Below are 20,414 nucleotides of genomic sequence, written 5' to 3' on the forward strand. Positions count from 1 at the left end.
GCGCGTCAGCCGTGCTCGGCGTCGAGGAGGGCGTCCTCCGCGTCGGCGTCGCGATCGCGGCGGCGACGGCGGCCCTTCGGCGCATGCTCGAGCGCGTCGTCCTCGTCCGGATCGACGGCGTCCTCGCGTCGTGCGCGGACCTCGGTGCGGATCATGTACCCGATGAACACGAACCCCATGATCGCGAACAGGATCCACTGGATCGCGTAGGACAGGTGCGGGCCCGGCTCGATCTCGGGCGCGTCGATCGCGTTCGGCGCGACGGCCGCCGACGGCTCCTCCGACACCATGAGCGCGTACGCGTCGAGGATGGTCGCGTCGCCCGTGAGCTCGGCCACCGACGGCAGATGGATGGTCGGGAGCTGGCCCTGCGGCGCGCTCCGTCCCGAGGTCGGCAGCGGCTCGCCCGGCTTGAGACGCGCGACGATCGTCACCTCGCCCTCCGGGGCCGAGGGGACGGCGTCGGGGGAGTCTCCCTCTCCCGGCGGCAGCCATCCGCGGTCGACGGCGATGACGCGCCCGTCGTCGAGCCGGAACGGCACGAGCACCTCGAACGCGCTCGTCCCGCCCCTGGCGCGGTTGCGCACGAGGAGCTGGTCATCGGTCAGGTACTCGCCGGTCAGGACGACGGGCCGCCATTCGTCGCCCGCGTCGAACGAGGCGCCGAGGGGGAGGATGTTCGCGAGCGGCACGGCCTCCGCATCGTAGTTCTGCTCGATGAGCGCGTTGCCGGCCGCCCGCTCCTCGTTGCGCTCGAACTGCCAGTGCGACAGGAACGCGCACGCGACGGCGAAGACGATGGCGATGAGGACGTAGACGGACCAGCGTGCCGCGCGCGAGCGCATCATGCGAGGTCTCCCTTCGCACGGTCGGAGACGCCGGCCAGCACCTCGAGGGGGAAGTCGCGGGTCGCGAGGAAGTCGCGCAGGTAGCCCACGTGCTCGGTGCACGCGAGCCAGGTCTTCGTGCGCCCGCCCGTGTGGATGCGGGGGTTGCGCCACACGATGCTCCACTCGGCGGGCTCGGAGCATCCGGCGCGGGAGCAGACGGGCTCGTCGAGCCCGCGGCCGAGGCCGATCATCCGCGGTCGCCCCTGGGCGCGTCGTCGCCGCGCTCGTCGCCAGTGCCGCGCGGCGTCTCGTCGATCCGGAAGACCGTGGGCGCGTCGTGCGGTGCGGGCGACGCCGGGGGGAGCGCGAGGCGCTCGGGGGCGCTCGCCTGCGTCACCCGTCCCGCCTGGGCCGCGTTCGCGATGACGACGGCGATGTAGGGGAGGACGACGGCGCCCGCCGCGAACACGAAGGAGTACCAGCCGTACGGCGTCACCGCGACCATGAGGATCACGCACAGCGTGCGCACCGCCATGGTGAGGAGGTAGGTGCGCATGCGATGGGACTCGTCGTCGCGCGGAGCGCGATCGAGAGAGGTCGCCGACTGCGTCGGGGGCTTTCGGATCTTCACGGTGCGTCCAGCCTACTTCGCGCGATCGCGCGCGAGCCGTGAACGCCCGGCCGCATAAGCTGGTCCGGTTCCATCGACCTGCAGAGGGAGTCCTGCTGTGAGCACTGATCGCGTCGTCCTCGTCACGGGAGGCAATCGCGGCATCGGCCGCGCCATCGCCGAGCGCTTCGTCGCCGAGGGATACCGCGTCGCCGTCACGGCACGCAGCGGCGAGGGCCCCGAGGGCACGCTGACCGTGCGCGCCGACGTGACGGACTCCGCCGCGCTCGACGCCGCCTTCAGCGAGGTGGAGGAGAAGCTCGGCCCCGTGACCATCCTCGTGGCGAACGCGGGCATCACGAAGGACACCCTGCTGCTCCGCATGAGCGAGGGCGACTTCGACGACGTCGTCGCGACGAACCTCGGCGGCTCGTTCCGCGTCGTCAAGCGCGCCATCAAGGGGATGGTGCGCGCCCGCTTCGGACGCGTGATCCTCATCTCGAGCGTGGTCGGCCTGTACGGCTCCGCCGGCCAGGTGAACTACGCCTCGTCGAAGAGCGCGCTCGTCGGCTTCGCCCGATCGCTCACGCGCGAGCTGGGTGCGCGAGGCATCACGTCGAACGTCGTCGCCCCGGGCTTCATCGAGACCGACATGACGGCCGAGCTCCCCGAGGAGACCCAGGCGGAGTACCGGAAGGCCATCCCCGTCGGCCGGTACGGCAGCGCCGCGGAAGTCGCCGGTGTCACGGCGTGGCTCGCGTCCGACGACGCCGCCTACATCTCCGGCGCCGTCATCCCCGTCGACGGCGGGCTGGGCATGGGCCACTGACGCCCGCACGCGGAGAACGGCCGCCGTCCCTCCGGGCGGCGGCCGTGTGCGTTCACGGCAGCAGGGGGATGACCTCGCGCAGGTCGACGGGGCCGATCGCGACGGGTGCCGCCGCGCGCACGGCGGGCTTGGCGTTGAAGGCGATGCCGAGGCCAGCGCGCGCGATCATGAGGAGGTCGTTCGCGCCGTCGCCGATCGCGAGGGTGCGGGGGAGGGGGACGCCCCGCTCGGCCGCCCACTCGGTGAGGGTCGCGGCCTTCGCCGCGGCGTCGACGATCGGTCCGTCGACCTCGCCGGTGAGGATGCCGTCCACGGCGACGAGGCGGTTGGCGCGCCAGACGTCGACTCCGAGCACCGGGGCGAGGTCGTCGAGGATCTCGTGGAACCCGCCGGATACGACGCCGACGGCTCCGCCGCGCGCGTGCACCGCCTCGATGAGCTCATGGACTCCGGGGGTGGGCTCGATGCGCGCCCTGACACGGGAGAACGAGGCGACGGGCACTCCGGCGAGGGCCTTCACGCGCGAGCGCAGGCTCTCGGCGAAGTCGACCTCGCCGCGCATGGCGGCCTCGGTCGCGGCGGCGACCTCGGCGCCGCGGCCTGCCTCGTCCGCGATCAGCTCGATCACCTCGTTGCGGATGAGGGTGGAGTCGGCATCGAGGACGACGAGAAAGCGGGTCACGATCAACGAGGGTAGCGGGCGTGCCACGACCGGGTGCACCCGGTCGTCTCGCTAGGCTGGACGCATGCTCCCCGTGCTCTCCTTCGACGGCGTCGTGGTGCGCCGCAGCGGCCGCAACATCGTCGACGGCCTCACCTGGACGGTGAACGACGACGAGAGGTGGGTCGTGCTCGGCCCCAACGGCGCGGGCAAGACGACGCTCCTGCAGATGGCGGACGCGTACCTCTACCCGACCACGGGCACCGTGGACATCCTCGACGAGCGCCTCGGGCGCACCGACGTGTTCGAGCTGCGCCCCCGCATCGGGTTCGCCTCGAGCGCGCTCGCCAAGCGGCTGCAGCCCGAGGAGACGGTGCTGAACACCGTGCTCACAGCCGCGTACGCCGTGACGGGGCGATGGAACGAGCAGTACGACGACGTCGACGAGGAGCGCGCGCTCGAGGTGCTCGCGCAGTGGCGGCTCGATGCGCTCGCCGACCGCGAGTTCGGCACCCTGAGCGACGGCGAGCAGAAGCGCGTGCTCATCGCGCGCGCGATCATGACCGACCCGGAGCTGCTGCTCCTCGACGAGCCGACGGCGAGCCTCGACCTCGGTGCCCGCGAGGTGCTCCTGCAGCTGCTGAGCGCGTATGCGCAGGCGCCGGGGACCCCGGCCATGGTCATGGTGACGCATCACGTGGAGGAGATCCCCGTGGGCTTCACCCACGCGCTGCTGCTGCGCGACGGTCGCGCGGTCGCGGCCGGCCCGCTCGACGACGCGCTCACGGAGGCGACGCTCACGGAGACCTTCGGCCTGCCGATCGCGCTCTCGCAGGATGGTGGGCGCTACGCGGCTCGTGCGACCGCGAGCTGACTTCTGGTAGGCTTGGCCCTTGGTGCTTCGCGCCCGCAGACTTTCTCATCCGATCGAACCGATCCCGCAAGGACAACCATGAAGACTGACATCCACCCGACGTACCAGCCGGTCGTTTTCCGTGACCTCGGCTCGGGAGAGACCTTCCTCACGCGCTCGACGGTCTCGAGCGACAAGACCATCGAGCTCGACGGTGTCGAGTACCCGGTCATCGACGTCGAGATCTCGTCGGCTTCGCACCCGTTCTACACGGGCAAGCAGCGCATCATGGACTCCGCGGGCCGCGTGGAGAAGTTCAACCAGCGCTTCAAGGGCTTCGGCGGCGCCAAGTAAGGTCCGCAGGCTGTCGAGAGGGCTCCGCTTCGGCGGGGCCCTCTTCACGTTCCCCGGTCAGTCGATCTCGATGGTGATCGATCCGGCGTCGAGATCGGTCGGCGCCCGCCCGCCGTCGGGTGCGGGAACGGGGACGGGCACGAGTCGCAGGGTCTCCCACTCGACGGCCGCGTCGTGGGCGCCCGGGCGCCAGACCGCGTCTACGCCGCCGACGAGGCCGGAGATGCGGTACTTCCGGGCGAGGCGGTCCACAGCCCGAGCCTACGTCTCGTAGGGTGGGCGCGTGAACGGCGAGCACGTGACGATCGGGTGGGAGGACGCGCGGGCGGCGAACCTCGCGAACTGGGAGGACCGCGTCGCGCTCCACGAGGAGTCGTACGAGCTCGGGCGGTATGACGAGCCGGGTGCGCTGTCCGACGTCGTCGCGGACGACCTCCGCGTCCTCGAGCCGCTCCTTCCGGATGGCCGGATCGCCGGCAAGGACGTCGTGCATCTGCAGTGCCATATCGGCACCGACACGGTCTCGCTCGCGCGCGCGGGTGCGCGCGTGACGGGAGTGGACTTCTCGCCTCAGGCCCTCGCGGCGGCTGAACGCCTCGCCGTGCGGGTGGGCGTCGAGGCCGCGTGGGTGGAGTCCGACGTGCTCTGCGCGGCGGCCGCGGTCGCCCGAGAGTTCGACGTGGTCTACACGAGCATCGGCGCGATCTGCTGGCTCGACGATCTCGCGGCCTGGGGCAGGCAGGTCGCCGCTCTGCTGCGGCCGGGCGGTCTCTTCTACGTCCGCGACGGCCACCCGATGCTGTACACACTCGACGAGGATCGCGACGAGCTCGTCGTCCGCTACCGCTATTTCGGCGACGGAACGGCGCAGTCGTGGGATGAGGCGGGAACCTACGCGGGTGACGGGACGGTGGCGCACACGCGGACGTACGAGTGGCCGCATCCGCTCTCCGAGATCGTCTCGGCGCTGCTGGCGGCCGGCCTGCAACTCGTGCTCCTCGACGAGGGGCGCATGCTGCCCTGGCGATTCAGCCCGCGGATGGTGGAGGTGCCGGGAGGCTTCGCCTGGCCGGGGGAGGAGCGGATGCTCGTGCCGTGCACGTTCACCATCGCGGCGCGCCGCCCCGCCTGATCGTCAGGAGACGAGCGCCCAGACGCCTGCCACGGCGGACGCGATGGCGATCGCGATCGCGATGCCGATGAGCGTCGCGTGGACGGTGAAGAACGCCGTCTTGCGTCCCTCCGCATCGCGGGCACGGGGGTCCGACGCGATCCGCTTCCAGAACCTGGGCCAGACGACGACGTTGAAGACGGCGTTGACGAGGAGCAGGATCGCGAGGAGGACGGTCACCCGCCGAGTCTACGGCGCGTCCGCGGTCGCACGTGCCGCCGGGCGGACTCGATTACGACCGCACAAAAACGGTGGCAGGAAAGCTACCGCAGAGAAGCTTACCCTCGGAAAGCGACCGTCAGGAAGCTGGAAGGATGCCGACCCCGCACTCCGACGCATCGCTCAAAGTGGGGCAGCGCATCGCGCAGATCCGGCACGCGGCGACCCTGAGCGCCAAGAAGCTCGCGGAGTGCGCCGATCTCGACCTCACCCACCTCCAGCGCATCGAGAAGGGGGCGGGGAACCCGACTCTCTACACGCTGCTCCAGATCGCCGTCGCCCTCGAGGTCGAGGTGGGAGAGCTGCTCGTCGACCTCGACGCGGACGACCTCCCCTCCGGTCGTCGGCCGTACGGCTACACGCGCCGCGACGAGTTCCGGCGCCAGCCCCGCACCTGGATCTGATCAGAGGACGAATCGCCACAGGTACTCCTCCCCGTCGTCCGCGCGGAACCAGGCGACGCTCACGATCGTGCGCGACAGGTCGCGGTCGCACAGGCAGAGCTCGCACACCTCTCCCGGCAGGACGAGGCCCCAGTGCTCGATGGACGGCGGCGTCGTCTCGTCGTGCACGAAGACGCGCACGAGATCAGCCGGCTCCTTCGCCGCGTTCCGCACCCGCGGATGGTCGGGGTCGGCCCGGTCGACATCCCAGGGGACGAGATACGCGCGACGGCGCCGATCGGGAGCAGGCAGCGGAGTGAGCATGCGCCGACGATACGAACGCCCTCCGACGCGGTCCGCCCCATCCGGCGGGTGCAGTAGCGGAACAGGGGAGAACCGGCTCCGCGCGACGGCTGTGCACGCGAGGACAGCGCATCAGGGGCGCGTCGAGCCCTCCGAGGGGGCGGCATCCGCCGCGCTGTCGGCTGCGGCGCCGGCGCCCGGCGACGCCTCGATCCGCGGGATTCCCGGACGCAGTCGCGAGACGCCGCGCGCGACCGCGCCGACGCCGGCGCCCATCGAGCCCGCCGCCGTCCGGAGCGAGGCCCCGGCCATCCGCACGCCGCGCAGGGCGCTGCGCTCCATCGTCTCGGCACCCGGCTTCGGCTCGAGCCATGACGGCCACGTCGCCGGTGCGATCCCGAACGCCTTCCGCGATGCGACGACGACTCGCCGCCCGAGCACGTGGTTGCCGACCCCTCCGACCGCGGCGCCCACGCCGAACGGCAGGGCCTTGCCGACGATGCTCGTGCCGCCGCGCACCGCGAACTGATGGAGGAACGCCGCCTTCAGACGATCGACGAGCGGTCCGACCGCCGCACGCGGCAGGGTCTTCGTGATGAGGTCGCCCCAGTGCGTCGACAGCGATGTGCCCTTGCCGACGACCTGCGACGCGAGGTTGCGGACGAGGTCGACGCCCTCCTTGCCCAGCATGAGCGTCATCACGAGCGCCCGCGACCTGTTCGGATCGTCCACCGCGAAGCCGTGCACCTCCGCCAGCGACTGCGCGTACAGGGCGGTCGCCTCGACGAACCCGATGGTCTCGACACCCGAGATCGCGAGCGTGATCCCCGTCCCCACACCCGGGACGACGGCGGCCGCGCCGACGGCAGCTCCTCCTGTCGTCACTCCCAGCAGGTAGCGCCGCTCCAGCATGCGCACGAGCTCCGACGGCGTCGCGTCCGGATGGCGCAGCCGGATCGAACGGAGATGGGCGAGCACGGCGGGACGCTGGATGGCGAGAACGCGGTCCAGCGCCCGGATCGCGAACGGATGCTCCTCGGAGCCGACAGGCGGGAGCCCGCCCTGCCACGGCGCGTCGTCGGGCAGCGAATGGATGCGGGGGACCCTCTCGGCCATGCCGCGATGCTAGCCGCCGGCGCTGGGCCTCAGATGAGCGCCGCGTTGGCGCGTTCGAGGTCCTCGGCGAAGTCGACCTCGACGGCGTACAGATCCGACACGTCCATGGGGGCCAGACGCAGTCCGTCCTCCGCGACGGCGAGCTCGAGGCCGCGCTCGAAGTAGTCCTGGTCGCCGACGCGCGCGAGGTGGCGCATGAACGCCTTCTTGTCGCGCGCGGAGATGTAGTTGATGCCCACGGCCTCGCCGATGCCGCCCACGACCGTCTTCGAGAGCTCGTCGATGAAGCCCTCCGCCGTGACGGTGTACTTCACCTCCTCGTCGCTCACCTTGGCGGTGTTGACCGTGACGAACGACTGGTCGGCCTCGATGAGCGCCGTCGCGCGGCCCAGGATGCGGGGGTCGAAGACGACGTCGCCGTTCATCCACAGCACGCCGCCGCGTCCCGTTGCGGAGAGCGCGCGCAGCAGGCTCTTCGACGTGTTCGTCTGGTCGTAGCGCTCGTTGTACACGTAGTTCGCCTGCGGGAAGCGCTCCACGATGTCCTCGGCCCGGTACCCCACGACGGTGGTGATGCGGGCGTCGTCGCCGAACGCGGCCCGGATGTTCTCGTGCTGCTGCTGCATGATGGAGCGGCCGTCGGAGAGGACGGTCAGCGACTTGGGGAGGACCCGCCCGAGGCGCGATCCCATGCCGGCGGCGAGGATGACGGTCTGGATGGTCATGGCTGCTCCTGGTGCTCGGTTCACGGCCGATTCATCGAGATTTCACGATGAGGTGGCTCGTCCATGGTAGCGAAGGGTGGTCGAATCGACGATAATCCGGCCGGTTGCGCGCGGGATTGACAGCTTGTCGTGACCGATCCGTGACGCCTCCCGGGCGATCAGGCTCGCCTTGGTACGTTGGTGCGGTGACCGAGGCCGACCTTCCCGTGCCCGAGCCGCGCGCGTCCGCTCTGACGCTCCGCGGCGTCTCGAAGACCTACGGCGGAACCCACGCGGTCGCCGGGATCGACCTGGATGTGCCGTCCGGCATGTACTACGGGCTGCTCGGTCCGAACGGCGCGGGGAAGACGACCACGCTGTCGATGATCTCCGGCCTGCTGCGACCCGATCGCGGCGAGATCCGCGTGGCCGGAATCGACCTCGGCAGCCGCCCCCGCGAGGCGAAGCGGCGCATGGGCGTGCTGCCCGATCGACTGCGCACCTTCGACCGCCTCACCGGGCGCCAGCTCCTGCACTACACCGGCATGCTGCGCGGCATGAAGGCGAAGACCGTGGCCGAGCGCACCGACGATCTCGCCGCGGCCCTCGGCTTCGAGGACGCCCTCGGCCGCATCGTGTCGGACTACTCGGCGGGGATGACGAAGAAGATCATGCTCGCCGGCGCCATGCTTCACTCCCCGCAGCTCCTCGTCCTCGACGAGCCGTTCGAGGCCGTCGACCCGGCGTCGTCGGCCACGGTGCTCGAGATCCTCGACGGCTACGTCGCGAACGGCGGCACCGTGCTGCTCTCGAGCCACGGCATGGACCTCATCGAGCGAGTCTGCACGCGTGTCGCGGTGCTCGTGGCCGGGCAGGTCCTGGAGGAGGGTCTCGTCGCCGACGTGAAGGGCGACCAGACGCTGGAGCAGCGTTTCGTCGAGCTGTCCGGGGGGCTCGGCGAGGTGGAGGGGCTCGAGTGGCTGCACACGTTCTCCGACTGAGGGCCGCTCTTCTCGTCGGCGCGTTCCGCGGGCCGGATGGCCTGCGCCGCCTGATCGGGTTCGGCGCGCTCGCGGCGGGCGCGGCCGTCCTCATCGTGCGCGCCCTGGCCCTCGGCGATCTGCCGACGCAGACCGTCGTCGGCGCCGTCTCGCTCGCCGGCGCCCTCGTGATCGTGCTGTCGGCGGCGCTCCCTCTCTTCACCGCCGCGCAGGATCCCCTCGACCCGCGCCGATTCCGCACCCTCGACATCGAGCCGCTTCCGCTCACGGCCGCTCTCCTCCTCTCGACGACCGTCAGCGTGCCGACCTGGCTCGTCGCCGCCTTCGACGTCGTCGCGGCGATCCTCTGGACGGGCGCCGGCGCGCATCCGGCGGTCGCGGTCGTCGGCGCCCTGTGCCATCTGCTCACCTGCGTCGTGCTCGCGCGCATCGTGATGGCGGTGAAGGCGCTCGCGGGTGACGGCGGACGGGTCGCCGACGGCGTCGGCGTCGCGATCGCCTCGGCGCTCGCGATCTTCGCGCCCGCTGTCCTGCTCACCGCCTCCCTCTGGGGGCCCGCGACGCGCGCCTCCGTCGACCGCATCGTCGCCGCCGTCTCGGTCACGCCGCTCGGCGCCTGGGCAGCGGCTCCCGCGACGACCATCGGAGGAGGATCGCCCGGAGCCGCGCTCGCCGTCGCGGTCACCACGGTCGCCGCGCTGCTGATCGCCTGGGCCTGGCTCGTGCGACGGCTGCTGCACACGGTCGAGCATCCCGTCGTCGCGCGGGGAGGGGCGGGGCTCGGGTGGTTCGCCCTCCTCCCGGCCACGGCGGCCGGGGCGATCGCCGCGCGCAGCCTCGTGTACGGGCTGCGCGACAGCCGGTACATCGCGAACGTCCTCGTCATCCCCTTCGGCGGCGTCCTGCCCATCCTCCCCCTCCTCGTCGCGGGCGTCCCCCTCGAGATCGCCGCGCTCATCCCCGTCCCCCTCATGGCGCTCCTCTACGGCTGGCTGCCGCACAACGACCTCGCGTACGACTCGTCGGCGGTGTGGCTGCACATCGCCACGGGCGCGCGCGGCGCCTCCGACCGGGTCGGCCGGCTCGCGCCGGTCACGCTCGCCGCCGTCCCCGTCCTCGCCGTCGCCGTGCCGGCCGCGCTCCTCGTGAGCGGCCGCCCCGACCTGCTGCCGGCCCTGGTCGGGTCCGCGGTCGCCCTGCTCCTCTCCGGCTTCGGGCTGTCGAGCATCGCATCGGTCGTCGCGCCGTACGCCGTCGCGCGGCCCGGCGATGGCCCCTTCCGGCAGCCGCAGAGGACGGATGCGACCGGCGCCTGGTCGCAGTCGCTCGTGCTCATCGTGTCCCTCCTGCTGAGCGGTCCGACCCTGTGGCTGGCCGGCCAGGCCGTCGCGGGCGTGGCCGCCGATCCGCTCGTCGTCCTGTGGACGGGGCTCGGCACCGGGATCGGCGTCCTCCTCCTCGGGGTCGCCGTCGGCGCCGCCGCGTTCGACGCCCGCGGCACGCGGATCATGGAGTTCGCCGGCGCATCCTGACGGACCGCGGGCGCGCCCGCGCGGATAGACTGCCAGACATGAGCACCCCGCTTGACAGCCCCGATCAGGGCGGCACGGCCCTCCTCGACCGCGAGCTCGAAGAGCTCCTCCGCGAGGAGACCATCGAGCCGGGGGATCACGAGCGCTTCTCGCACTACGTCAAGAAGGACAAGATCCTCGAGTCGGCGATCACCGGCAAGCCGGTGCGCGCGCTGTGCGGAAAGAAGTGGACCCCCGGACGGGACCCCGAGAAGTTCCCGGTGTGCCCCACCTGCAAGGAGATCTACGAGTCGCTGCAGAAGTGACCGCGATCGTCCCGCGATGACGGACCCCGTCGGCACCGCAGCCGACGGGGTCCGTCGTGTCAGCGGTCGCCCGCGTCGGAGAAGACGGTCGGGATGGCCGGATCGGACTTGCTGAGGGCGAGCGCCCGCACGGGCAGCTCCTCCCTCACCGCGAGGTGGTGCGCGCGCGCCGCGACGACGCCCTGCGTGCCCTCCGCGGCCGTGTCGATGTCGCCGTGCTCGACGAGGGCGGTCTGCAGCGCGCGCGAGCCGGCGACGTCGGCGGCCGCGGGCAGCGCCTCGAAGCCGTCGGCGATCTCGACATGCTCCTCGACGGCGACGCCGCCGTCGAGGCGGCGGAAGGCCCCCTTCCTGCCGCCCTGCGAGCCCTTGCCCTCGGCCTTCTTCGACACGGCGACCCAGCCGCCTCCCGCATCCTGCCGTGCCACGAGCTTGTAGACCATCCCGGCGGTGGGATAGCCCGACCCCGTGACGACCGACGTCCCCACGCCGTACGCGTCCACGGGCGATGCGGCGAGCGCGGCGATGGCGTACTCGTCGAGGTCGCTCGTCACCGTGATGCGGGTCCCGGTCGCGCCGAGCGCGTCGAGCTGGGCGCGCACCTCGGCCGCGACGAGCGGGAGGTCTCCCGAGTCGATGCGCACGCCGCCGAGGCCCGTGCCGGCGACCTGCACGGCGAGCTCGACCCCCCGCCGGATGTCGTACGTGTCGACGAGCAGGGTCGTGTCGACGCCGAGGGAGGCGATCTGCGAGCGGAAGGCCTCCTCCTCGGTGTCGTGGAGCAGCGTCCATGCGTGGGCTGCCGTGCCCATCGTCGGGATGCCCCAGCGGCGACCCGCCTCGAGGTTGCTCGTCGCGCCGAACCCGGCGATGTACGCGGCGCGGGCCGCCGCGACGGCGGACGCCTCCGCGGCGCGGCGCGAACCCATCTCGGCGAGCGGACGGTCGCCTGCGGCGATGCTCATGCGGGCCGCGGCCGTCGCCACGGCCGAGTCGTGGTTCATGACGCTGAGAGCGAGGGTCTCGAGGATGACGGCGTCGGCGAACGTCCCCTCCACCGTCAGGATGGGCGACCCGGGGAAGTACAGCTCTCCCTCCCGGTACCCCGTGATGCTGCCGGTGAAGCGGTACGACTCCAAGTGGCGCACGGTCTCGGGGCTCACGACCTGCGCGTCGCGGAGGAAGCGCAGCTCCTCATCGCCGAAGCGGAAGTCCCGCAGCAGCGCGAGAAGTCGGCCCGTGCCGGCGACGACGCCGAATCGGCGCCCGCCGGAGAGCCGCCGCGCGAAGAGCTCGAAGACGCAGCGGCGCGAGGCCGTGCCGTCCCGCAGCGCGGCGTCGAGCATGGTGAGTTCGTAGCGGTCCGTCATCAGGGCCGTGGAGGCGCTCATGGCGCACCAGCCTACCGGCGCGCGCACCCTGCGCCGCGACGCGGGTACGCTGGGGCATCGTGAACAACGCGCCCATCGGCATCTTCGACTCGGGCGTCGGCGGGCTCACGGTCGCACGCGCGATCGGCGACCAGCTGCCGAGGGAGTCGATGGTCTACATCGGCGACACCCTGCACTCGCCCTACGGTCCGAAGCCCATCGCCGACGTGCGCCGCTACTCGCTCGAGGTGCTCGACACGCTCGTCGACCAGGGCGTCAAGATGCTCGTGATCGCCTGCAACACGGCGTCGGCGGCGGTGCTGCGCGACGCCAGGGAGCGATACGACGTCCCGGTCGTCGAGGTGATCGGCCCGGCCGTCCGCACCGCCGTGGCCGCGACGCGCAGCGGCCGTATCGGCGTCATCGGGACGGAGGGGACGATCGGCTCCGGCGCCTACCAGGACATGCTCGCCGTCGCCCCGGGCGTCGAGGTGCACACCGCCGCCTGCCCGCGCTTCGTCGAGTTCGTCGAGGCCGGCACGACCGACTCCGCCGAGGTGCTCGCCGTCGCGGAGGAGTACCTCGCGCCGCTGCGCGCCGCACACGTCGACACCCTCGTGCTCGGCTGCACGCACTACCCGTTCCTCAAGGGCGCCATCAGCTACGTGATGGGCGACGGGGTGACGCTCATCTCGAGCGACTCCGAGACCGCGAAGGACGTCTACCGCCAGCTCGTCTCGGGCGGTCTGCTCGCCGGGAACGACGCCGTCCCGGCACACGCCTACGAGGCGACGGGCGCCGACACCGCGACGTTCACCCGCCTCGCCAACCGCCTGCTCGGCCGCGAGGTGCGCGACGTGCGCCTCGTGCGCACGGGCGCCATCGACCTGCCCCTTTCGAGAAGAGGACCCTCATGACGCAGCGCGCCGACGGCCGCACCCCCGACCAGCTCCGACCCGTGACGATCGAGCGCGGCTGGAGCAGCCAGGCCGAGGGGTCGGCGCTCATCAGCTTCGGCGGCACGAAGGTGCTGTGCACCGCCTCGTTCACGAACGGCGTGCCGCGCTGGCTCACCGGCAAGGGCAAGGGCTGGGTCACCGCCGAGTACGCGATGCTCCCGCGGGCGACGAACGAGCGCAACCAGCGCGAGAGCGTGAAGGGCAAGATCGGCGGGCGCACGCACGAGATCTCCCGCCTCATCGGCCGCGCCCTGCGGGCGGTCGTCGACACCAAGGCGCTCGGCGAGAACACCATCGTGATCGACTGCGACGTGCTGCAGGCCGACGGCGGCACGCGAACGGCCGCCATCACGGGCGCGTACGTGGCGCTCGCCGACGCCATCGAGTGGGGTCGCGCGAAGAAGTTCATCGGGCAGAAGTCGCAGGTGCTCCTCGACTCGGTCTCCGCGATCTCGGTCGGCATCGTCGACGGCGTCCCCCTGCTCGACCTGCCGTACGTCGAGGACTCGAGGGCCGAGACCGACATGAACATCGTCGTGACCGGCCGCGGCCTCTTCGTGGAGGTGCAGGGCACCGCGGAGGGCGCCCCGTTCGACAAGCGGGAGCTCGATCAGCTCCTCGAGCTCGGCCTCGCCGGGACGGCGGAGCTGCGTCGCCACCAGCTCGCGGCGCTCGGGCAGGCCGAGTGATGGGCCGCATCGTCCTCGCGACGCACAACGCGCACAAGGTCGCCGAGTTCCAGGGCATCGTCGCGCGCACGCGACCCGACCTCGAGGTGGTGTCCTACGACGGACCCGAGCCCGTCGAGGACGGCACCACCTTCGCGGAGAACGCCCTCATCAAGGCGAGGGCGGCCGCCGTCCACACGGGTCTTCCTGCGCTCGCCGACGACTCGGGAGTCTGCGTCGACGTGCTCGGCGGATCGCCCGGAGTGTTCTCCGCCTACTGGGCGGGGCACGCGAAGGACGACGCGGCGAATCTGGCCCTGCTGCTCGATCAGATCTCCGACATCCGCGACCCCCACCGCGCGGCGCACTACACCTCGGTCATCGCGCTCGTCCTCCCCGGCGGCGGCGAGCACACCGTCGAGGGCATCTGGCCGGGCCGGATCGCGCGGGAGCCGCGCGGAGCGGGCGGGTTCGGCTACGACCCCGTCTTCCTCCCCGAAGGCCAGGAGCGATCGGTCGGGGAGTGGTCCGCGGAGGAGAAGAACGCCGTCTCGCATCGTGCGCGGGCCTTCGCCGCGCTGGGGCCGCTCCTCGCCGCGCTCTGAGCCGGGAACGAGAACCATCCTCGTTCCCGACTGGCGCGGAACGGCGCGCCGCGTCGTCCGTCGGGCCTAGCCTGAAGACATGCACGACCACGCGCACGGCATCCGCGGCGCCGACAACCGCCGGCTGCTGACGATCTCGCTGTCCATCACGGCGACGGTCTTCGCGGTCCAGCTCGCCGGCGCGTTCTGGACGGGATCGCTCGCGCTCCTCGCCGACGCCGTGCACATGCTCACGGACGCGATCGCCCTCGTCGTCGCGCTCATCGCGAGCGCGGTGGCCGCGCGCCCCGCCGATGACCGGCGCACCTACGGCTATCAGCGCGCCGAGGTGCTGGGCGCCCTCGTCAACGCGATCGTGCTCATCGTGCTGTGCGTCACGGTGGCCGTCGAGGGCGTCCGCCGTCTGATCGAGCCGGGCGACGCGGAGGTCGCCGGCGGCTGGATGCTCGCCGTCGCGGCCGTCGGCCTCGTCGCGAACGCCGTGTCGATGTGGCTCCTGAGCGCCGCCCAGCGGCGCAGCCTCAATGTGCGCGGGGCCTACCTCGAGGTGCTCGGCGATCTGGTCGGCTCGGCGCTCGTCATCGTCGCTGCCGTGGTCATCCTCGTCACCGGATGGACGGCAGCCGACGCGATCGCCTCCCTCGCCATCGCAGCGCTCATCGTGCCTCGAGCCCTCGGTCTCCTCCGCGAGGTCGTCAGCGTGCTGGCGGAGTCCGCCCCCGACGGCACGAGCGTGGGCGACATCCGCTCGCACATCCTCGCCGCCCCGGGGGTGGCGGCCGTGCACGACGTGCACGTCTGGCAGCTCACCCGAGGTGCCCCCGTGTTCACCGCCCACGTCGTCGTGGAGCAGGAGGTCGTCGACGCCGGACGCAGCGCCCTCGTGCTGGCGGGGCTGCAGGAGTGCCTCGCCGAGCACTTCGACGTCGCGCACTCCACGTTCCAGATCGAGTCGGCCGGCCACGCCGATCGGGGCGACGCCCACCGCTGAGAGGAGTCAGCGCAGGCCGGCGACGAGCTCCGCGAGCACGTCGTGCGCATCGTCGAGATGCGCGAGCGCCGCGGCCTGGCCCGCCCACAGCGACAGCAGGTCACCGCGATCCTGAGCCGACGCCTCCGCGCGGAAGCGTCCGGTGAGCCAGTTCTGCGCGGGGAAGGGCAGGACAGGGCCGCTCTCGAGGGCCCGCAGGGCGCGATTGGGGATGCCCCGCGCAAGGCGCCCGCTCATCGCCCGCGTCAGGGTCGTCGTGTGCGGCATCGCGATCGCGGCGCGGTGCGCGTCGGGCGCCGCAGACTGCCGCGTGCGGAGGAAGGCGGTCCCGACCTGGACGCCGTCGGCGCCGAGGGCGCGCGCGGCCGCGACGCCGCGCCGGTCGGCGATGCCCCCGGCCGCGATGACGGGGATGTCCACGGCGTCGACGACCTGCGGCACCAGCGCGAACGTGCCGACGAGCGATTCCTCGGCCGGGCGGAGCCACGAGACACGGTGGCCGCCCGCCTCCGAGCCCGTCGCGACGACCGCGTCGGCGCCCGACTCGGCGACGGCGACGGCCTCCTCGACGGTCGTCGCCGTCCCGACGAGACGGATGTGGGCAGCGTGGACCGCCTCCACCCGGTCGGGCGAGAGCACGCCGAAGACCGTGCTGAGGACGGCGGGCCGGGCGGCGATCACGGCGTCGAGCTGCGCATCGGGGTCGGGCAGGAAGGCGTCGGGCCGTGCGGGGACGGCGACGCCCACCTCGTCGAAGAGGGCGCGGACGGCAGCGTCCGGCTCCCACGGCACGTCGGCGGGGGAGACCTCGTCGCCCGTCGGCACCCACAGGTTCACGGCGAAGGGGCGCGTCGTGGCGGCTCGGAGCGCCGACACCGTCTCGGCGATGCGATCGGGCGCGTACCCGTACAGGCCGTAGGAGCCGAGGCCGCCGCCCTCGCTGACGAGCGCGGCGAGGGCGACGGACGACACGCCGCCGAACGGGCCGAGGACGACGGGATGCTCGATGCCGAGCGTCTTCTCGAGGGTCACGATGCCTCCTCCGGGATGCGGGTTGTTCGCCCTCGACGCTACCCCGCGCGCACCTCCCGCCCGCCGCCCGCCGACTCGCGCACGGCGTCGGCGCGGCGGGCGCCTCCGTCAGACGACGCCGAGGGCGAGCATCGCGTCGGCGACGTGGGTGAATCCCGCGATGTTCGCTCCCGCGACGTAGTCGCCCGGCGTTCCGTACTCGTCTGCCGTCTCGAGGCAGCGGGCGTGGATCTGGCCCATGATGTCGGACAGGCGCGCCTCGGTGTGCTCGAACGTCCACGAGTCGCGCGACGCGTTCTGCTGCATCTCCAGGGCGCTCGTCGCGACGCCGCCGGCGTTCACGGCCTTCCCGGGAGCGAAGACGACGCCCGCGGAACGCAGTGCGCGCACGGCAGCGGGCGTCGTGGGCATGTTGGCGCCCTCCGCGACGATGCCGCAGCCGCCGCGGATGAGCGCCGCCGCGCCGCCCTCGTCGAGCTCGTTCTGCGTCGCGCACGGTAGGGCGACGTCGCAGGGCACATCCCAGATCGACCCGTCGGAGACGAAGCGCGCCGACGGCCGGGCGTCGGCGTACTCCGCGATCCGGCCCCGGCGGCCGTTCTTGATCTCCTTGACGAGGTCGAGGTCGATCCCCGCCTCGTCGACGACGTAGCCGCCGGAGTCCGAGCACGCCACGACCCGCGCGCCGAGCTCCGCGGCCTTCTCCATCGCGTAGATGGCGACGTTGCCCGACCCCGACACCACGACGGTCCGGCCGTCGAGGCTCTCGCCGCGCGACGCGAGCGCCTCGCGCACGAAGAAGACGGTGCCGTAGCCCGTCGACTCGGTGCGCACCTGCGAACCGCCCCACGTGATGCCCTTGCCGGTCAGGACGCCCGACTCGTAGCGGTTCGTGATGCGCTTGTACTGGCCGAACAGGTAGCCGATCTCTCGCCCGCCCACCCCGATGTCGCCGGCGGGCACGTCGGTGTGCTCGCCGATGTGGCGGTACAGCTCCGTCATGAACGACTGGCAGAAGCGCATCACCTCGGCATCGGAGCGGCCCTTCGGATCGAAGTCGGACCCTCCCTTGCCGCCGCCGATCGGCATGCCGGTGAGCGCGTTCTTGAAGATCTGCTCGAAGCCGAGGAACTTCACGATCCCCAGGTAGACGGAGGGGTGGAAGCGGATGCCCCCCTTGTAGGGTCCGAGAGCCGAGTTGAACTCCACGCGGAAGCCTCGATTGAGCTGCACCCGCCCGGCGTCGTCGGTCCACGGCACGCGGAAGATGATCTGCCGCTCCGGTTCGCACAGCCGCCGGATGATCTCGGCGTCGACGTACTGGGGACGCTTGGCGATGACGGGGCCGAGGCTCTCGAGGACCTCGCGGACCGCCTGGTGGAATTCGACCTCGCCGGGATTGCGGCGGACGACCTCGTCGAAGACGGACGTCAGGGCGTCGGGGAGTGCTGCCATCGTGTTGCTCCTCTCGCTGGCATGCAAACCGCCAGGATATCGGCACGTCGGGGTCCGCCCCTGCCGCGGAGCGGACGGGGGATGGCGCGACGCGGACGGGTCAGCCCTCGCGGCGGACCTCGGCGGGGGACTTGTCGGGACGCAGCCCCCGCCAGCGCGCATGCCGCACGCTGCCGCCCGGCGTCCATTCGGCGAACTCGACCTCGCCGACGAGCTCGGGGCGCACCCAGGTGGCGTCGGACGCGTCCTCCCGGGGCACATCGGCGAACGGCGCCTCCGGCGTCTCGAGCGGGCCGAGCATCGACCGCAGCCGCGCGAGCTCCCGCTCCGAGAATCCCGACCCGACCCGGCCGGCGTAGGCCAGGCCATCCGGTCCCGGCACGCCGAGGAGGAGCGAGGCGAACGTGCCCGCCCGCGCGCCGCGGCCCCGGCGGAACCCGCCGATGACGACCTCCTGCGTCCGCGTGAGCTTGATCTTCATCCAGTGCTCGCTGCGCTCCCCGCCGCGGTACGGCGACCGGCGGTCCTTCACGACGACGCCCTCGAGGTCGTGCTCGCGTGCCACCTCGAGCGCGAGGTCGATGTCGTCGAGCACAGGAGGGACGACCACGGACGGCCCGGCATCGGCGGATACCCGCTCGAGGAGCGCCCGGCGCTCGTGGAGCGGCGTTCCCGTGAGGTCGCGCCCGTCGAGACGGAGGAGGTCGAAGAGGTGGAAGCGGACCGGCGTCCGCGTGCTCTCGCGGGCGACGTCGTCCGGCTGCTCGAGGTGCATGCGGTTCTGCAGCAGCGAGAAGCGGGGGCGCCCGCGCTCGTCGAGCGCGACGATCTCGCCGTCGACGACGGCGTCCCACGCGTCGAGGTGCGTGCGCGCGGCGCCCGAGAGCTCGGGGTACCGTGCGGTGATGTCGGCGCCGGAGCGGCCCGACAGCCGCAGCGCGCCGCCGCGCCACTCGCCGAGCGCGCGCACGCCGTCCCACTTGAACTCGACCCAGGGCGGGTGCCCGAGGCTCCGGGCGAGGCCCGGTGTGCCGTTCACCGCCAGCATGGGGGCGGGCCGCGCGGGAGGCGCCGGGGCCTCGGACTGGCCCTTCGTCCGGTGGAGCAGCCACGTCGACTTCTCGCCATCGCCGTCGGTGCGGATGAGGGCGATGCGCGTGCCGGGGAGCGGCCCGCCCTCGCGCCCGTGCAGCGTGACGATGACCTCGGCGTCCCGCCACTTCTCGGTCTCGTACGTCCCCGTGTCCCACACCGTCATCGTCCCTGCGCCGTATTCGCCGGCGGGGATCGTCCCGTGGAAGCCGAGATAGGAGAGCGGATGGTGCTCCGTCTGCACGGCGAGGTGGTTCCGCGCCGCCGTGTCGGGGATCCCCTTCGGGACGGCCCAGCTCACGAGCACGCCGTCGCGTTCGAGGCGGAGATCCCAGTGCAGCCGGGACGCATGGTGCTCATGCACGACGAAGCGCAGCCCGTCGCCGGGTGCCGCGTCGACGTGGGGGCTGTCGGGAACCGGCTCCGGCGTCCGGTCCGCCGACCGCTTGGCGATGTACGACCCGAGCGGCGCCGCCCGGACGGGCGCGTCGACGGCGGCGAGCGGGTCGCCCATCCGATCGGCGCGGGCCAGCACCTCGGCGAGGTCGAGCTGGCCGAGCGCGGGGTCGTCGAGCTCCTCCCAGGTACGTGGCGCCGCCACCCACGGGCGCGAGCGGCCGCGCAGCGAGTACGGCGCGATGGTCGTCTTCTTCCCGTTGTTCTGGCTCCAGTCGACGAAGACCCGGCCGGCGCGGGCATCCTTGCGCATGGCGCTCACGACGAGGTCGGGATGGTCGGCCTCGAGCGAGCGGGCGAGCTCGTGTGCGAGGGCCGACGCGCGGTCGGAGGGGAGCGGGCGCGGCAGCGCGGCATAGAGGTGGATGCCCTTGCTCCCGCTCGTGACGGGCAGCGGGTCGAGTCCCATGTCGCCGAGGATGCCGCGCACGAGCCGCGCCACCTCGGCGCACTCGGCGAGGCCCGCGCCGGGGCCGGGGTCGAGGTCGAGGACGAGCCGGTCGGCGGGCCCCGGGTCGCCGTCGGGGGCGAACCGCCACTGCGGGACGTGCAGCTCGAGGCTCGCGACCTGGGCCATCCACACCAGGGCGGCGACCTCCTCGACGAGGGGGTACTCCTTCGGGCCCGCGCTATGGCGGATGGCGCGCCGCGGCAGCCAGCGCGGGGCGCCCGGCTCGAGGGCCTTGGCGAAGAACGACTCGCCGGGAGCGTCGTCGGTGCCCACGCCGTCGACCCATCGCTTGCGCGTGACGGGGCGCCCGGCGACGTGGGGGAGCAGCAGCGGCGCGATCCGGGTGTAGTAGCCGATGACGTCGGCCTTCGTCGTGCCCGTCGCGGGGTAGAGCACGCGATCGAGGTTCGACACGCGCAGCCGCCGGCCGTCGATCTCCACCGTCTGCTGCTCCGCGGGCATGC

At 72.5% G+C, this 20,414-nt stretch carries 25 protein-coding genes; 12 read left to right on the forward strand and 13 right to left on the reverse strand.

From position 1 onward, the window contains the following. Window positions 1-5 precede the first annotated feature (5 nt). Genes ACWGPF_RS04005 through ACWGPF_RS04015 form a run of 3 tightly spaced genes read right to left on the reverse strand, consistent with a single transcriptional unit; the run spans window position 6 to window position 1,461 of the window. A complete protein-coding gene (locus ACWGPF_RS04005; protein WP_452331597.1) occupies window positions 6-848 on the reverse strand; it encodes an SURF1 family cytochrome oxidase biogenesis protein in 843 nt (280 codons plus the stop codon). After that, the gene (locus tag ACWGPF_RS04010; RefSeq protein ID WP_452331598.1) at window positions 845-1,081 is read right to left on the reverse strand and encodes a hypothetical protein; all 237 of its coding nucleotides are present in this window, start codon (window positions 1,079-1,081) and stop codon (window positions 845-847) included. Before ACWGPF_RS04010 ends, ACWGPF_RS04005 begins: the two co-directional genes overlap by 4 nt. Beyond that, complete coding sequence (locus ACWGPF_RS04015) at window positions 1,078-1,461, reverse strand: DUF3099 domain-containing protein (RefSeq protein WP_452331599.1); 384 nt, start codon at window positions 1,459-1,461, stop codon at window positions 1,078-1,080. Before ACWGPF_RS04015 ends, ACWGPF_RS04010 begins: the two co-directional genes overlap by 4 nt. Before the next feature lie 97 nt (window positions 1,462-1,558). Between ACWGPF_RS04015 and fabG the strand changes: the two genes are divergently transcribed. After that, complete coding sequence (gene fabG, locus ACWGPF_RS04020; RefSeq protein ID WP_452331600.1) at window positions 1,559-2,269, forward strand: 3-oxoacyl-ACP reductase FabG; 711 nt, start codon at window positions 1,559-1,561, stop codon at window positions 2,267-2,269. Between the two features lie 52 nt (window positions 2,270-2,321). Here fabG and serB read toward each other — a convergent pair whose 3' ends face one another. Then, window positions 2,322-2,957: a phosphoserine phosphatase SerB gene (gene serB / locus ACWGPF_RS04025; protein WP_452331601.1), complete on the reverse strand. Its 636-nt coding sequence runs from the start codon at window positions 2,955-2,957 to the stop codon at window positions 2,322-2,324. Window positions 2,958-3,015: 58 nt separating this feature from the next. Here serB and ACWGPF_RS04030 point away from each other — a divergent pair, with 58 nt between their 5' ends. Together ACWGPF_RS04030 and ACWGPF_RS04035 are read left to right on the forward strand one after the other, a co-directional pair. Further along, window positions 3,016-3,804: an ABC transporter ATP-binding protein gene (locus ACWGPF_RS04030; protein WP_452331602.1), complete on the forward strand. Its 789-nt coding sequence runs from the start codon at window positions 3,016-3,018 to the stop codon at window positions 3,802-3,804. Window positions 3,805-3,882: 78 nt separating this feature from the next. Continuing rightward, window positions 3,883-4,137 carry a type B 50S ribosomal protein L31 gene (locus ACWGPF_RS04035; RefSeq protein WP_452331603.1) on the forward strand — a complete coding sequence of 85 codons (255 nt, stop codon included), beginning with the start codon at window positions 3,883-3,885 and terminating at the stop codon, window positions 4,135-4,137. Window positions 4,138-4,194: 57 nt separating this feature from the next. Here ACWGPF_RS04035 and ACWGPF_RS04040 read toward each other — a convergent pair whose 3' ends face one another. Then, window positions 4,195-4,389, reverse strand: a complete 195-nt coding sequence (locus tag ACWGPF_RS04040; protein WP_452331604.1) for a hypothetical protein — start codon at window positions 4,387-4,389, stop codon at window positions 4,195-4,197. Between the two features lie 31 nt (window positions 4,390-4,420). On the opposite strand from ACWGPF_RS04040, the gene ACWGPF_RS04045 reads away from it, so the two are divergent. After that, the gene (locus tag ACWGPF_RS04045) at window positions 4,421-5,269 is read left to right on the forward strand and encodes a class I SAM-dependent methyltransferase (protein ID WP_452331605.1); all 849 of its coding nucleotides are present in this window, start codon (window positions 4,421-4,423) and stop codon (window positions 5,267-5,269) included. Window positions 5,270-5,272: 3 nt separating this feature from the next. On the opposite strand, the gene ACWGPF_RS04050 is transcribed toward ACWGPF_RS04045, so the two are convergent. Beyond that, window positions 5,273-5,488: an SCO4848 family membrane protein gene (locus ACWGPF_RS04050; protein ID WP_452331606.1), complete on the reverse strand. Its 216-nt coding sequence runs from the start codon at window positions 5,486-5,488 to the stop codon at window positions 5,273-5,275. A 134-nt stretch (window positions 5,489-5,622) separates the two neighbouring features. Here ACWGPF_RS04050 and ACWGPF_RS04055 point away from each other — a divergent pair, with 134 nt between their 5' ends. Next, the gene (locus ACWGPF_RS04055) at window positions 5,623-5,931 is read left to right on the forward strand and encodes a helix-turn-helix domain-containing protein (RefSeq protein WP_452331607.1); all 309 of its coding nucleotides are present in this window, start codon (window positions 5,623-5,625) and stop codon (window positions 5,929-5,931) included. Here the strand turns inward: ACWGPF_RS04055 and ACWGPF_RS04060 are convergent, their stop codons facing one another. From ACWGPF_RS04060 to ACWGPF_RS04070, 3 genes are all read right to left on the reverse strand, one after another. Further along, window positions 5,932-6,234 carry a hypothetical protein gene (locus tag ACWGPF_RS04060; RefSeq protein ID WP_452331608.1) on the reverse strand — a complete coding sequence of 101 codons (303 nt, stop codon included), beginning with the start codon at window positions 6,232-6,234 and terminating at the stop codon, window positions 5,932-5,934. Window positions 6,235-6,345: 111 nt separating this feature from the next. After that, on the reverse strand, window positions 6,346-7,329 hold the full coding sequence (locus ACWGPF_RS04065; protein ID WP_452331609.1) for a hypothetical protein: 984 nt from the start codon (window positions 7,327-7,329) through the stop codon (window positions 6,346-6,348). Window positions 7,330-7,358: 29 nt separating this feature from the next. Beyond that, window positions 7,359-8,054 carry a phosphocholine cytidylyltransferase family protein gene (locus ACWGPF_RS04070; RefSeq protein ID WP_452331610.1) on the reverse strand — a complete coding sequence of 232 codons (696 nt, stop codon included), beginning with the start codon at window positions 8,052-8,054 and terminating at the stop codon, window positions 7,359-7,361. Between the two features lie 185 nt (window positions 8,055-8,239). Here ACWGPF_RS04070 and ACWGPF_RS04075 point away from each other — a divergent pair, with 185 nt between their 5' ends. The 3 genes from ACWGPF_RS04075 to ACWGPF_RS04085 are packed head-to-tail and all read left to right on the forward strand — an operon-like array spanning window position 8,240 to window position 10,871. Beyond that, window positions 8,240-9,034, forward strand: coding sequence for an ABC transporter ATP-binding protein (locus ACWGPF_RS04075; RefSeq protein WP_452331611.1), 795 nt, complete (start codon window positions 8,240-8,242; stop codon window positions 9,032-9,034). Beyond that, window positions 9,010-10,566, forward strand: a complete 1,557-nt coding sequence (locus ACWGPF_RS04080) for a hypothetical protein (protein WP_452331612.1) — start codon at window positions 9,010-9,012, stop codon at window positions 10,564-10,566. Before ACWGPF_RS04075 ends, ACWGPF_RS04080 begins: the two co-directional genes overlap by 25 nt. 38 nt (window positions 10,567-10,604) lie before the next feature. Beyond that, entirely contained in the window at window positions 10,605-10,871 is a 267-nt protein-coding gene (locus ACWGPF_RS04085) for a DUF3039 domain-containing protein (protein ID WP_452331613.1), read from the forward strand. A gap of 59 nt (window positions 10,872-10,930) precedes the next feature. On the opposite strand, the gene ACWGPF_RS04090 is transcribed toward ACWGPF_RS04085, so the two are convergent. Then, window positions 10,931-12,262: a nicotinate phosphoribosyltransferase gene (locus ACWGPF_RS04090; protein ID WP_452331614.1), complete on the reverse strand. Its 1,332-nt coding sequence runs from the start codon at window positions 12,260-12,262 to the stop codon at window positions 10,931-10,933. Between the two features lie 59 nt (window positions 12,263-12,321). On the opposite strand from ACWGPF_RS04090, the gene murI reads away from it, so the two are divergent. The 4 genes from murI (at window position 12,322) to ACWGPF_RS04110 (ending at window position 15,464) form a co-directional block, all read left to right on the forward strand. Further along, on the forward strand, window positions 12,322-13,158 hold the full coding sequence (gene murI, locus ACWGPF_RS04095) for a glutamate racemase (RefSeq protein WP_452331615.1): 837 nt from the start codon (window positions 12,322-12,324) through the stop codon (window positions 13,156-13,158). Next, on the forward strand, window positions 13,155-13,889 hold the full coding sequence (gene rph, locus ACWGPF_RS04100; RefSeq protein WP_345435176.1) for a ribonuclease PH: 735 nt from the start codon (window positions 13,155-13,157) through the stop codon (window positions 13,887-13,889). Before murI ends, rph begins: the two co-directional genes overlap by 4 nt. Further along, window positions 13,889-14,473, forward strand: coding sequence for an RdgB/HAM1 family non-canonical purine NTP pyrophosphatase (rdgB, locus tag ACWGPF_RS04105; RefSeq protein ID WP_452331616.1), 585 nt, complete (start codon window positions 13,889-13,891; stop codon window positions 14,471-14,473). The genes rph and rdgB overlap by 1 nt, the downstream gene beginning before the upstream one ends. Before the next feature lie 79 nt (window positions 14,474-14,552). Continuing rightward, window positions 14,553-15,464, forward strand: a complete 912-nt coding sequence (locus ACWGPF_RS04110; RefSeq protein WP_452331617.1) for a cation diffusion facilitator family transporter — start codon at window positions 14,553-14,555, stop codon at window positions 15,462-15,464. Between the two features lie 6 nt (window positions 15,465-15,470). Here the strand turns inward: ACWGPF_RS04110 and ACWGPF_RS04115 are convergent, their stop codons facing one another. The 3 genes from ACWGPF_RS04115 to ACWGPF_RS04125 all read right to left on the reverse strand — a co-directional run bounded on the left by ACWGPF_RS04115 (window position 15,471) and on the right by ACWGPF_RS04125 (window position 20,412). Beyond that, window positions 15,471-16,499 carry an NAD(P)H-dependent flavin oxidoreductase gene (locus ACWGPF_RS04115; protein WP_452331687.1) on the reverse strand — a complete coding sequence of 343 codons (1,029 nt, stop codon included), beginning with the start codon at window positions 16,497-16,499 and terminating at the stop codon, window positions 15,471-15,473. A gap of 105 nt (window positions 16,500-16,604) precedes the next feature. After that, the gene (gdhA, locus tag ACWGPF_RS04120; RefSeq protein ID WP_452331618.1) at window positions 16,605-17,951 is read right to left on the reverse strand and encodes an NADP-specific glutamate dehydrogenase; all 1,347 of its coding nucleotides are present in this window, start codon (window positions 17,949-17,951) and stop codon (window positions 16,605-16,607) included. 100 nt (window positions 17,952-18,051) lie between these two features. Then, entirely contained in the window at window positions 18,052-20,412 is a 2,361-nt protein-coding gene (locus ACWGPF_RS04125; RefSeq protein WP_452331619.1) for an ATP-dependent DNA ligase, read from the reverse strand. Between the last annotated feature and the right edge of the window lie 2 nt (window positions 20,413-20,414).

Source organism: Microbacterium sp. NPDC055683, from assembly GCF_053617895.1.